At 70.6% G+C, this 11,957-nt stretch carries 12 protein-coding genes; 3 read left to right on the top strand and 9 right to left on the bottom strand.

Annotation, left to right across the window (positions count from 1 at the left end; all coding sequences use genetic code 11):
- A partial coding sequence (tilS, locus tag D7V88_RS32365) for a tRNA lysidine(34) synthetase TilS (RefSeq protein WP_120544480.1) occupies positions 1-824 on the bottom strand: 824 nt, incomplete at its 3' end.
- A gap of 459 nt (positions 825-1,283) precedes the next feature.
- Here tilS and D7V88_RS32360 point away from each other — a divergent pair.
- Together D7V88_RS32360 and D7V88_RS32355 are read left to right on the top strand one after the other, a co-directional pair.
- Entirely contained in the window at positions 1,284-1,487 is a 204-nt protein-coding gene (locus D7V88_RS32360) for a TIGR04563 family protein (RefSeq protein WP_015350409.1), read from the top strand.
- 8 nt (positions 1,488-1,495) lie between these two features.
- Positions 1,496-1,777 carry a TIGR04563 family protein gene (locus tag D7V88_RS32355; protein ID WP_120544479.1) on the top strand — a complete coding sequence of 94 codons (282 nt, stop codon included), beginning with the start codon at positions 1,496-1,498 and terminating at the stop codon, positions 1,775-1,777.
- 54 nt (positions 1,778-1,831) lie between these two features.
- On the opposite strand, the gene D7V88_RS32350 is transcribed toward D7V88_RS32355, so the two are convergent.
- Together D7V88_RS32350 and D7V88_RS32345 are read right to left on the bottom strand one after the other, a co-directional pair.
- A complete protein-coding gene (locus D7V88_RS32350; protein WP_120544478.1) occupies positions 1,832-2,662 on the bottom strand; it encodes a 5'-nucleotidase C-terminal domain-containing protein in 831 nt (276 codons plus the stop codon).
- Positions 2,662-5,769 carry a TonB-dependent receptor domain-containing protein gene (locus tag D7V88_RS32345; RefSeq protein WP_244238514.1) on the bottom strand — a complete coding sequence of 1,036 codons (3,108 nt, stop codon included), beginning with the start codon at positions 5,767-5,769 and terminating at the stop codon, positions 2,662-2,664. The genes D7V88_RS32350 and D7V88_RS32345 overlap by 1 nt, the downstream gene beginning before the upstream one ends.
- Positions 5,770-5,873: 104 nt before the next feature.
- Between D7V88_RS32345 and D7V88_RS32340 the strand changes: the two genes are divergently transcribed.
- On the top strand, positions 5,874-7,433 hold the full coding sequence (locus D7V88_RS32340; protein ID WP_120544476.1) for a ChaN family lipoprotein: 1,560 nt from the start codon (positions 5,874-5,876) through the stop codon (positions 7,431-7,433).
- A 101-nt stretch (positions 7,434-7,534) separates the two neighbouring features.
- Here D7V88_RS32340 and D7V88_RS32335 read toward each other — a convergent pair whose 3' ends face one another.
- The 6 genes from D7V88_RS32335 to D7V88_RS32310 all read right to left on the bottom strand — a co-directional run bounded on the left by D7V88_RS32335 (position 7,535) and on the right by D7V88_RS32310 (position 11,821).
- A complete protein-coding gene (locus tag D7V88_RS32335; protein ID WP_120544475.1) occupies positions 7,535-7,930 on the bottom strand; it encodes a LysM peptidoglycan-binding domain-containing protein in 396 nt (131 codons plus the stop codon).
- A 146-nt stretch (positions 7,931-8,076) separates the two neighbouring features.
- On the bottom strand, positions 8,077-9,018 hold the full coding sequence (locus D7V88_RS32330) for a hypothetical protein (protein WP_120544474.1): 942 nt from the start codon (positions 9,016-9,018) through the stop codon (positions 8,077-8,079).
- 79 nt (positions 9,019-9,097) lie between these two features.
- Positions 9,098-9,490, bottom strand: coding sequence for a hypothetical protein (locus D7V88_RS32325; protein WP_120544473.1), 393 nt, complete (start codon positions 9,488-9,490; stop codon positions 9,098-9,100).
- Positions 9,491-9,618: 128 nt separating this feature from the next.
- Complete coding sequence (locus D7V88_RS32320; protein WP_120544472.1) at positions 9,619-10,170, bottom strand: hypothetical protein; 552 nt, start codon at positions 10,168-10,170, stop codon at positions 9,619-9,621.
- Positions 10,171-10,260: 90 nt separating this feature from the next.
- Positions 10,261-11,055 carry a class I SAM-dependent methyltransferase gene (locus D7V88_RS32315; RefSeq protein WP_120544471.1) on the bottom strand — a complete coding sequence of 265 codons (795 nt, stop codon included), beginning with the start codon at positions 11,053-11,055 and terminating at the stop codon, positions 10,261-10,263.
- Positions 11,045-11,821, bottom strand: a complete 777-nt coding sequence (locus tag D7V88_RS32310) for an SDR family NAD(P)-dependent oxidoreductase (protein WP_120544481.1) — start codon at positions 11,819-11,821, stop codon at positions 11,045-11,047. Before D7V88_RS32310 ends, D7V88_RS32315 begins: the two co-directional genes overlap by 11 nt.
- Positions 11,822-11,957: the final 136 nt, after the last annotated feature.

Below are 11,957 nucleotides of genomic sequence, written 5' to 3'. Positions count from 1 at the left end.
GCCTCCAGCAGTCGGGCGAGCACCCGGCGCCGCAGCGGGCCTTCCAGCGCGCCCACCCCCACCACGTCCAGTCCGCCTCCGGGCAGCGCCAACCGCTCCCACGACGCGTCCGCCAGACGCCCCAGCAGGGCTTCATCCTCCGAAGCGAGCCGGGCGAAGTTCGCCAGGTGCGCGAGGGTGCTGAACCCCGCCGCGCGGTCCAACGCGGGCAGCGCATCCGTGCGCACGCGGGTGCGGAAGAGCGAGGGGTCCGCGTTCATCGGGTCGCGGACGTAGGCCAGTCCCTCGGCGTGCAGGAAGGCGAGCACGTCATCGCGCGAGCACTCCAGCAGGGGGCGGATGAGCGAGGGCGCCTCCGCGAGGATGCCCCGCGCGCCCCGGAGCGCGGTGCCTCGCGCCAGGCGCATCAGGAGGGTCTCCGCCTGGTCGTTCAGCGTGTGGCCGGTGGCAATCGCGGTCAGGTTGCGTGCCTCGCGCAGCACCTCCAGGGTCGCGTACCTCGCCTCGCGCGCCCGGGCCTCCATCCCGGCGCCCGGCGACAGCGCGAGCGAGCGGACGTGGCAGACGAGTCCCAGGCGGGCGGACAGGGCCGCGACGGTGGCGACCTCCTCCGCGGCTTCCTCGCGGAGGCCATGGTCGAACGTGGCCACCTCCACGCGCAGGCCCAGCGCTTCACGCACGCGGGCCGTCCCTACGAGGAGCGCGGTGGAGTCCGCGCCCCCGGAGACGGCCAGCAGCACCGAACGCGCGGCGAGGCCATGGTCGGCGTAGGAGCGGGCGAGCAGGGCGGCCAGCGGTGGGAGTCCAGGAGACGCGCGGGGCATGGCGGCGACGAAGGAATGGAGCCGTGGGTGGCCGGGTTACAGATTCGCGGTGGAAGGATGGTGTGGGGCGCGGTTGGCATGATCCCCACAACCGGTGGTCGCAGGGGCGGAAATAGAACGGCGCCCCGCGGATGTTGGTCGGACGTTCTGGACTTCATGGTGTTGGGCCTAGGGGTCCCCCCCCTCCCCCTCTGGGCCCACGGGGCCGCTTGGAGATTCGCTCCTGGCGGTCCCTCTTTCCGAAACGCCCCGGTTTCCTTCATGGAAGCCGGGGCGTTTCCTTTTTTTCGTGCCACGCTTCTTTCGCGTCCGGGGGGCCGCGCATTGTCGGAAGCGGAGCGTTCAGCGGCCCCGGGCACACACGAGTGTTCCGAAACCGTTGACCCTTCAGGGAGTCTGTCGGATAACCGCTCCGGTGTGTTCAGGTCGTCACCTCGAATCCGCCCCGGAGACCCAGGTATGGCAGGCACCGACAAGCGCAAGCAGTCGCTGTACTTCCCCGAGGAGATGCTGAAGGAGATCCAGGAGGAGGCGAACAGGCAGGACCGTTCCCTCTCATGGGTGGTGCAGCAGGCCTGGAAGATCGCCCGCGAGCGCATCAAGTCATTCCCTGCCGTCAACGACGTCACTGGCGACGAACGCCAGGACCCTCGCGAGGAGTAGCCCCGGCAATGGCCACCACGGATCACCGCAAGCAGTCGCTCTACTTCCCCGAGGAGATGCTGGAAGAGATCCAGCGCGAGGCGAACCGGCAGGACCGTTCCCTCTCGTGGATCGTCCAGCAGGCGTGGAAGGTGGCCCGCGCCGACATCCGTCGGATGCCCTCGATGAACGACGTGCTCGGCCCCCTGCCCCCGCGGCAGGTGGCCGCCGTGGCCCAGGCCCCTGCTGCCGCTCCCGCGGCGGTGGTGGCCAGTGCCCCGGCCTCCTCGGACGAGCCCTCCAAGACGTAAGGGAAGGCTTCCGTCCCCTTGCCCCGGCCCTGAGGTCCCGTCCGCGCTGATGCGTCAGCGCGAAACGGGTCTGGCGGGCCGGGCGCAGTTCTCGAAGACGACGCGCGGGGCTTCCTTCAGCGCCTGGACCGGGCTGGGGTACGTGTCTTTCATGTACGCCGCCGTGAGGTTGGTGTCCGTGCCTCCCAGCCTTCGCGCCTGCACCGGGTTGCGGTCCGGGTCCTGTCCCGCGTTGCCCAGGATGCTGCCGTAGCCGTCCCCTCCCTCCAGCACGAACGCGGACATCGCCACGCGGTAGCGGATGGCTTCATCGTCACGCGCGGGCACGGACACCGCGCGGCCGCGCACGCGCAGCTCCTTCACGCGCTGGCCGGCGGGCCGGGCGCAATCCACGCGCAGGGTGGTGCCGTCGGACACCTGGAGGAACGCACCCGAGGGCGACACGATGGCCTGCCCTTCCATGGCCAGGGTGGCCACGGAGTGCTCGAACAGGGCCACGAGCTGCTTCTCCGTGAGGTCCACCGTCACGACGAGGTTCTCGAAGAGCATCACCTCGTGGAGCACGCCGTTGCTGAGCGGCCCCGTGCGCACGGACGTGCGGGTGACACACAGCCCTTCGTCGCGCAGGGAGCCGCCGTTGATGATGCCCAGCTCGGTGGGCTTCGCCGCGCCGTCCTCGGCGTGGAGGAAGGCGTCCGCGGCAAGCTGCCCCAGCGCGTTGTTGTCGTGACGGGTGAAGGTCTTGTCCAGCAAGACCTCCTCGCCCACGTAGCCGACGATGGCGTCGGGGTCGTCCACCAGCGGGGCGCAGGAGTCGTTGTACGCAAGACATCCGGGCAACAGCGTGAGCCCGGCGAGCGCGGCGGCGAGGAAGCGGCGGTCCATCAGTAGAAGGCCCTCAGGGTGAGGTAGCCGGACACGCCCTCGCGCGGCAGCAGGCCGCTGATGCGGTCCGGACGGGGCACGTCGTCGCGCAGGTCGTGGTCGAAGAGGTTCTGCGCGAAGAGCGTCACCTCGAAGTGCTCCAGGATGGGCTCGGAGCGAAGCTGCGCGGTGATGAGGCTGTAGGCGGGGATCTTGTAGCGGCGGATGAGCTCCAGCGTGGAGCGGCTGTTGTTGCGGCGCTCGGCGCCGGAGCGCACCACCACGTCCAGGTTCACCCAGTCACCCAGGGGCATGGACACGCCCGCGTTGAAGCGGGCCTGGGGCACGTCGGTGAGCAGGCGGGACTGGCCGGGCAGCTCCAGGTCCTGCGCGCGCGACAGGCTGGCGTTGACCCACGCGGCGGCGCGTTTGGACGCCTCCAGCCGGGCCTCCGCCTCCACGCCGTACACGCGCACGCCCAGCTCGCGGTTGCGCAGGGGGACGATGTTGCCGCTCGTGTCCACCGGGGTGATGGGCGAGGAGAAGTTCTGCAGGAAGGCGTTGCCGCGCACGCGCACGCGGGTGTCACCGGCGGCCTGGATGAGGTCCGCGCCCAGCTCGAAGGTGTCCACGGTGGCGGGCTGAAGGAGCGGGTTTCCTTCGAAGCGGCCCTGGTTGTAGTCGGTGTCCGGGATGCGCTCGACCAGTTCCTGGGGCGTGGGCGGACGGAAGGCCCGGCCGTAGAGCGCCTTGAGCACCAACGCGTCCGACGCGGCGATGACCAGGCCCACGCGCGGGTTGACGCGCACCACCGTCCTGCGGCCGTCCAGCGCTCCGGCCGCGTCCACGTCGGGGAGCTGGGTGGCGTCCACGCGCATGCCGAAGGTGAGCGTCAGCCCGGAGAGCACGGTCCACTGGTCCTGCGCGGACACGCCCAGGTTGAGGCGGCGGGAGGCCGCGCCGTCCGCGAGTTCGGTCAGGTCCACGAGCCCTTCGGGGGCGGTGGGGCTGGGGCGCAGGCGACCGTCGAGCGTGTAGTTCGTCGTGTACGCGTAGCTCGACAGGGACTGCTGTTCGACGACGAAGCCCAGGGTGAGGTGGTTCTCCTTCGCGAGCGCGAGGTCCGCGTCCACCGACGCCGTCACGGTGCGCACGGTGACGCGCGTCTCCTCCTGGAGGCCGTCCGGGAAGCGCTGATCCAGGCCGTCACCGGTGCGGAAGTCGGAGGGCGTGAGCTGGAAGCGGCGGTCGGTGGCCTGTTGGTCGAACCCCAGCCGCGCGCGAATCTGGCCCCCATCGCCCAGGGGACGGTCCCAGGTGAGGTCGGCGAGCAGCACGTTCCAGGACAACTGCGAGTCCTCGCCCACGGTGTCGAACAGGCCCACCAGGGCATCGCGCTTTTCAGCGAGGTAGCGCGCGGACACGCCCACGCGGCCGGCGCTGTCCAGGCCGTAGGAGATGCCTCCGCCCGCGTTGACGAAGAAGCGTCCGTCGCGCGTGCGGCCCGCGGGGTCCTCAATGTTGCGCAGGCCCTGGTCCACGGACTCGGCGTCCAGTGCGTCGTGGTCGATGACGAGCGAGTCACCGTCCTGGGTCCACAGGTCCACGTCCGCGAACAGGCGCAGGTCGCCCGTGGTGTGCGCGACGGACAGGTGCCCGTCCGTGGCGAGCGCGAGCCGGCCGTCGTCGCGAGGAACGCCGCCCGTGGTGACCGCGCCCCGGACGCCGTCTGCGTGGTTCGTGACGAGGTTGACCACGCCCAGGAAAGCGCCAGCGCCGTAGATGGCGGAGCCCGGCCCTCGGATGACCTCGATGCGCTCCAGGTTCTCCACCGGCAGGTTCATCAGCGCCTTGCCGTCGAAGAAGTTGTTGAGGCGGTGGCCATCCAGGAGGAAGAGGACCTCCGCGTCGTTGCGAAGGCCCCGGACGGCGGTGCGGTGGAAGCCCTGCACGTCGCGGCTGACGGACACGCCCGGCACCACGTCCAGCACGTCCGCCACCGTGCGGGCACCCAGCGCGATCATCTGCGCGCGGTTGAACGACGCGCCAATGGCCGGGACGGTGCGCACCGCCTCCTCCTGGAGCGTCGTCACCGCGAGCACGTCCTCCGCGCTGTAGAGCGCCAAGTCGTCGTCCATCGAGCTGCGGCTGGAGGCTCCGGGTTCGCGGGAGCCAGCGGCAGTGCCCGAACGGGAAGTGCTCGCACGCGAGTCGGGAGGAAGGTCCGCGGTGAGTGCGGCCATCGCATCGTCTTCCGCGGGACGCGACGAGGACCGGGAGTCGGTGCCCGCCGTGCGAGACGTGCCGCGAGAGTCCGTGCCGCTCGTGCGCGGAGCGGTCCGCGAGTCAGTGCCCTCCGGGCGAGCCGGGGACTTCGGATCGACAGTGCCGGGTTGAGCCGCGGCACGCGAATCGGTCGCGTCCGTACGCGTACGGTTGTTTGTGGCACGCGGGTCGGAAGCCTCCGGGCGCGTCGAAGCGCGTGCGTCCGGGGCGGCAGTCCCCCGCGTCACCTCCGGGGCCGTGCTCCCCGTCCGCGGCTCCACCGTGTTTCCCCGCGACGTGGGAGCAGGCGTCACCGTGCCAGGCCTGGGCGTGCCTCGCGCATCGGCCGGCGCGGCGGAATCCCCGTCGTCATCGCCACCGGAGGGCGGCGAGAACGCGTCGATGTTCGGCGCGGACCGTGGTGCGTCCCCTCGGGAGCCCGGCCTGGCAGGCGCCGATACCACCGGTGCCGCGGGCTGCTCCCCCACCTTGACGCGAGCGGGCCGGAGCGCGGTCATGAACAGCGGCGTGCGCGCCCCGTCCACCATCGCGGCCTCGACGTAGTACTCCACGCCGGGCGCCACCATGTGTTCGGCGGGGATCTCCGCGCGGTACAGGTCTCCGTATTGCCGCTCCATCGGGACCTGGATGTACGGATCGCCGGGGCCGCGGTAGCGGACGAAGACCTCCAGCACCTTGCCGCCATCCACCAGCGTCGCATCCAACTGGAGAGGCTGACGGACCTCCGCTCGCGGCGGCGAGGCGTGCAGCAGCGCGGGCTCCTGCGCGTGGACGGGGGCCGCGACGAACACCACGGCGCAGAGGATGAGCGTGCGAGGAAGGACGGTCAGCAAGATTGCCAAGGATGGTCCGTTGCAGGGCCATTCGAGTCAAGCAAGCCACCTGCGTCCTTCCCGCTGATTTTTTGCCGCCCCCGGAAGCGCGTGCGACGTTGCCTTCGCTCTCCATGCGCGCGTCGCTAGCCCTTCACCTCGCCCTGTTCCGCCGCCAACGCGCCCAGATTGCACGGGTGGTGGAAGGCCGCACCGACGCCTTCCGTGCCTACGAGGCGCGCTACCGGCGTCGCACGAACACCTACCAGCGCGTCGTGCCCGTCTCCCACGTGCACCAGCGCATCGCGGCCTCCGACCTCGTCTACGTCGGCGACTACCACACGCTGCCCCTGGCCCAGCAGACGTACCTGGACCTCGCCGAGCGCGCCCTCGCCTCCGGGCGTCGCGTCGTGCTGGCGCTCGAATGCGTGGAAGGCCGTCATCAGGCGGCGCTGGACGCGTACCTCGCGGGGCGCCTGCCGGAGCGCACCCTCCTGTCCCGGCTGGGCCACGGCCCCACTACCGGCTTCGGTCCGGGCGCCGGCATCCGCGCCGTGCTCCACTTCGCGAAGCGCCACAAGCTGTCGGTGGCGGCCATCGACCGGCGGGCCCAGGGGGAGCGTTCGCTCGCGCTGCGGGACGCCTTCGCCGCCGAACGCATCGCACGGGTGGCCCGCGCCGAGGATGTCCCGCTCGTGATGGTGCTGGTGGGCCAGTTCCACGCCGCGCCCTGCCACCTGCCCGCCCAGGTGGAGCGCGCCCTTGGAGAGGACCACCCGCGCCGGGGACTCGTCGTGTACCAGAACGCCGAAGGCCTCTGGTGGCGCCTCGCCCGCGAGGGCCGGCTGGGCTCCGCGGAGGCCGTGGAGCTGGCGGACGGCGCGCTGTGCCTGATGAACGCCTCGCCCGTCCTCTGCCAGCAGAGCTTCCTGGACTACCTGGAGGCCGAAGGCGACGACGCCCCGCTGATGGACCGCAGCGCCGCGGAGCGCTTCCGGGAGATGGCGGAGCTCATCGGTCGGCTCGCGGGTGTGCCGGTGGGTCGGGCGCTGGACTCCGTGGAGGTGACGACGGCAGCGGACGGCGACGTGCTCGCTCGCATCCGGCAGCGCGGCCGGTTCACCCAGGCGGAGGTGTCCCAGCTCCGCAAGCACATCCTGTCGCGCGAGAGCGGCTACATCCCCCGCGCGCGCACGGCCTACCTCGCGTCGCTGTCGCTCAACCACGCCGCCGAAGAGGCCGCCCACTTCGTGCGCCACTGCGCCGTGGGTGACGCCATGGACGCCCCGCGCGGCGCGTCCGAGGCCTTCTACGCCCGCTGCCTGGAAGAGGCGCTGGGCTTCTTCGGCTCCAAGCTCATCAACCCGCGCCGCACGTGCCCCAACGTGTCGGAGTGGGCAAAGCGCTTCGGCGAGGCCCGGGGCCTGGAGCGGCAGATCGCCGCCTTCGTCCTGGCCCACAAGGCCACGGAGGGCGAAGCGCCCGAGGAGGCCGTGAAGCTCTTGCCCCTGCGCCGCGACCGCCTCTTCCACGGCGTCAGCCACGCGCTCGGCTACCTGCTGGGCGACAGCCTCTACCGCGCCTTCGACTCCGGCCAGGTGGACACCGCCGACATCCGCGCCCTCTTCCGCGACCCGCTCGACGATCCCCGGAAGGCCTACTTCACCTGGGCCGAGCGACTGCGCGGAGCCTGAGGGAACGCTCCCCGGTGTGAAGCAGGTCCCCGGTGCCGACGGTCGCCTTTGCGCGAAGCCGCGAAGAAGGCCACCGCCGGCCAGGGGAAACAGCGGCGTGACTACGCCACGTTGACGATCGTCTTCGGCGGCAGCTTGAGCTTCTGGCCCACCTGGATCTTGTCCGGGTCCTTGAGCTGGTCCTTGTTGAGCTCGAAGATCTTCGGGTACAGCTTCGCGTCGCCGTAGATGTCACGGGCCAGCTTGCCCAGCGTGTCGCCCGACTTCACGGTGTGGATGCCGTAGGGCTCCGCGTGGGTCACGGTCAGGTTGACCATGATCTCCTCGTTCCACTTCGGGTGCTTCGCCTTGATCTGATCCCACATGCGATCGCGATCGAAGGCGTGCTCCACCGTGCCCTTGATAATGAGCTTGCCGCCTTCCTCACGGGTCTCGACCTTGGCGCCCACGTTCTTCGCCACGTCCAGCACGTCCTGGTAGTCGTTCTGCAAGGCCATCACGTCCTCCTGTCGGGTGTCCGTGGACGCACGCCACGCGCCTGCGTCCACATGAGGCGGAGCACTCTAGGCACTCCCCACCCACACGCGACGGGGCCCGGGCGACAGGGATGGTCGAAGCTCAACAGTGCGGCGTCAGGCGTTGTTCAGAGCACCACGCCCGCGCCCTGTTCGTCCTTCGGGGGCACCAGGGACTCGGGGGGCGCGAAGGTGCCGTCCGAACGCAGCTCCCGGAGGACCTCTTCGCGGCTCAGGCGCACCGCTCGGATGGTGCCGTCGGGGGACAGCGCGTAGATGCAGTCCTGGTCCGTCACGCCCACGAACAGGCCGCCCAGCACCGGATAGAGCATCACCAGCGCGAGCTCCGTCTCCATGGGCCCCGGGAAGAGCACGTGCGCGTGCGCGGAGAAGGCCGGCCGCTCCCCGTCGCCATCCGGCGCGATGGACACGGGGATGAGGCCCTGGTGCAGGGGCAGCTCCTGGAGCTTCTGGCGGCCGTCCTTGCTGAAGCGGAAGCGGAAGTCGCCGCCCAGCAGGTACAGGCTCGAGCTGTCGAAGCCCTGGAGCACGTACACGGTGAGGGCGCCGTCTTCCTCCACCACGACGGGGTTGAGCTGCTTGCGACCGTGCACCTCGTAGACGCGCTCGCAGGCGGCGCTCACGGCCCGCGCCACGGCCTCCATGCCCTCGGGCAGCGACTCCACCGGGAAGTCCTCCATCTCGGAGGAGAACTCGATGGGCGCGCGGTACGCGTAGGCCGGGACGAACACGTCCTGCGGATTGAAGCGCCCGAAGACGGTGTACCAGGCGTTGCCGCGCGGCACGGTGAAGAACCAGTTCATCCGCGTGCGGTCCAGGTCCGGCCGCTTCAGCAGCAGATCCGTGGCGCGGATGGAGCCCTGCTCCGAGGCGACGATGTAGCGGGCGCGCTTCTGCACGCGCAGCAGCTCTTCGTCCGCCACCAGCGTCACCGGCTTGTCCACCTCGGCGGGCGGCGCGGCCTGCGCCTGCGCTTCTGGCATCACGTCCGAATGCGCGCGGCAGCCAACGGTCAGGAGCACCACCGCGACGAGGAGACAGCGAACCATGGGGACTCCCGGCGACAGGGGGCCCGGTCAGTCTGCGCCAACCGGTCCCCCTCGTCACGCGTCCCCATCACCGCGAACCTCAGGCGCCCTGCTGCGTGGGCGCCAGCGCGGCCTTGATCTTCTCCTTCAGCGCGCGGCGGCGCTCCTTGAACTGCGAGCGCTGGACCTCATCCACCTGGCCGTTGGCGGCGGCGCGGGCGGCCTTCATCTCCTCGTGCAGCGCCTTGGCTTCGGCCTTGAAGCCGTCGGCCTGGGCCTGGGAGAGGCGCCCTTCCGCGACCTGCTTGTCCAGCCGGTGCTCCATGCGGCCGAACTTGTGGCCACCACCGCCGTGCTTGCCACGGCCGCCCTTCTCGCACTGGCCGGACTTCTGGGGCGCGGACTCGGACGTCGGGGCGGTCTGGGCGAGCGCGGGCACGGCGAACAGCAGCGTGGCGACGGCGGTACCGCGAAGAATGGACTTCAGCGACATGGTGGTGGACTCCAGGTTCGGGTCGGAAAGCGCGGCGGAAGCAGCCGTGCAGGCCCGCTTCCGTCGTGCTCTGACCGTTGAAACCCCGGAGCCGGCGGAAGGTTAAATCCCGCTCCGGACGGCCGGGATTACTGGCAGTCCGCCAGCGTGTAGGTGAAGTCCTTGCGCGGCGTCTGGCCCGGGTCCTGGTTGATGGCCGCGATGCTCAGCTCCGAGTACGACACCGTCTGCGTCCCGCCGATGACCATCTGCGTCTTCTGCACGCGCGTGGTGGACAGCACCACCTTGCCCGTCGTGCCGTTGGGCTCGATGCGGAAACAGTTCAGGATGCGCGGGTCCACCGTGGAGCGGTTGCAGCGGGTGTACTGCCCCAGCACCACGCGCTTCAGGTACGTGCAGCGGCAGTCCCACGGGTCGTACGCCTCCGTCACCGTGGCCGCCTCGTAGCCCGTCGCCGTCTGCACGACCTCCAGGTACGAACCGTCCTGCGGCTGCGTACAGCGCAGGAACGTGTCGCCCACCGCGCCCTGCTCCACCTGCGCGAATTGCGGCTCCACCGACACCGGCGCGCCCGCTTCGATGGCGTTCAGCGGATCGCGCGCACCCGCGCCTTCACAGCCCAGACCGAGAACGGAAACGCCCGCGAGCAACAGCGCGGAGAGACGCAGGGACAGCTTCATGGGTGACTCCTACAAAGGGGGGATGTCCAGACAGACCCGGACTCCGCCCCTGTAGGCTTTTTCAAGTCCGGAGCGCAACCCACATCCGCGTCACGGACGCAGGGGTGGCTTCACCGCGCGCGTGGCCATGAAGGTGGGAAGGAACGTGGAGAGCAGGTCCTTCTCTTCGAACTTGTCCTCGAAGAGGTGGGTGAGCACGAAGCCCGCGGCCAGTTGTCCGCCCAGTTGATCCTCCAGCGAGTGCCCCACGACCATGGGCTCGGCCTTGTCGGTGTAGCGGCGGCGCTCCTCGTCGGTGAGGCTGGTGAAGTCCGAGTACGGCATCGTGTATTTGAGCCGCATCACGCCCTGCTCTTCCTGCGCCGGGTCGAAGAGGTAGCGGACCGGGTTGCAGATGCCCGCCAGGAGCACGCCTCCGGGGCGCAGCACGCGGAAAGCCTCGCGCCACACGGGCAGGATGGCGTCCACGAAGCAGTTGGAGCACGGGTGGAAGATGAGGTCGAAGCTTCCGTCGGCGAAGGCGGACAGGTCCTTCATGTCGCCCTCCACGAGCTTCAGCGTCAGGCCCTCGCGCTCGGCCACCAGGCGGTCCTGCCCGAGCTGCGCGGGCGAGTTGTCGAACACGGTGACGCGTGCGCCGGCCGCCGCGAGCACCGGACACTGCTGACCGCCCGCGCTCGCGAGCCCCAGCACGTCCTTGCCGGCCAGGTCCCCGAACCATGCGCGCGGCACGGGCTTCGACGGCGTGAGCACCAGGCTCCAGTCGCCCTGTCGCGCGGCGGCGATGACCTCCGGGGACACCGGCAGGGTCCACTTGTTGCCCCGGCCCACTTCGCCGTTCCACGCCTCGCGGTTGTACGTCCGCACGTCCACGTCAGCCGTCATGCAGCACCCTGCCTTCCATGCCCCCCGCCACGGTGACGACCTCTCCCGTCACGTGTCCGGAGATGCGGTCCGACGCGAGCGTCACCACCACCCGCGCCACATCTTCTGGCTGCCCCACCTTGCGCAGCGGCATCGTCCGCGTGACGCGGTCGACGAACTTCGGATCGGTCAGCTTGTCGCGGTTGCGGTCCACCGCCGTCCAGCCCGGACACACCACGTTGACGCGGCCCAGGGGCGCGATGCGGTGCAGCTCGTTCTTCAAGCTCCTGACGAAGCCGCCCGCGAGCGCGCCCTTCGCCGCCGCGTAGTCCGCGTGGCCCGCTTCGCCGAACAGGCCCGCCGTGGAGCTGATGATGACGATGTTGCCCGTGCCCGTGGTCTCCACGTGGCGCAGGAACGCGCGGCAGCTCAGGAACACGCTGTCCAGGTTCTCCGCCAGCGTGCGGCGCCAGCGTTCCAGAGACATCTTCCACACCGGCTCATCCGGCGCGGGCCACACGCCGGTGTTGCACACCAGCACGTCCAGCCGGCCCAGGTCCTTCACCGCGGAGGGCACCAGCGCGTCCACGTCCGCTTCCACCGTGAGGTCCGCGCGCACCGACGTGCCCCCCACCTCACGAGCCAGCGCCGCCGCCTTCTCCTGGCTCCGGTGGTAGTGCACCGCCACCTTCGCGCCCTCGCCCGCGAACGCCCGCACCAGCGCCGAGCCGATGCCGCCCGCGCCCCCCGTCACCAGCACACCCTTGCCTTGCAGCTCCGTGTCCATCGCCGAGGACTCCTCGTGGGCTCCCGTCAGGCCGGGAGCGATGCGCGGCATGATGCCCGAGCCGTGATGCGTGGACAGCGGCGACGACGGGCGGAGGTGGCGGGGGACGGCGGAGTGACGGGCAGCGGGACGAAAT

It is taken from the genome of Corallococcus terminator (assembly GCF_003611635.1).
GTDB classification, from domain to species: Bacteria; Myxococcota; Myxococcia; order Myxococcales; family Myxococcaceae; genus Corallococcus; species Corallococcus terminator.
The sequence above is the reverse complement of the archived record's forward strand: the minus strand, read 5'-3'. Positions and strand labels throughout refer to the sequence as shown.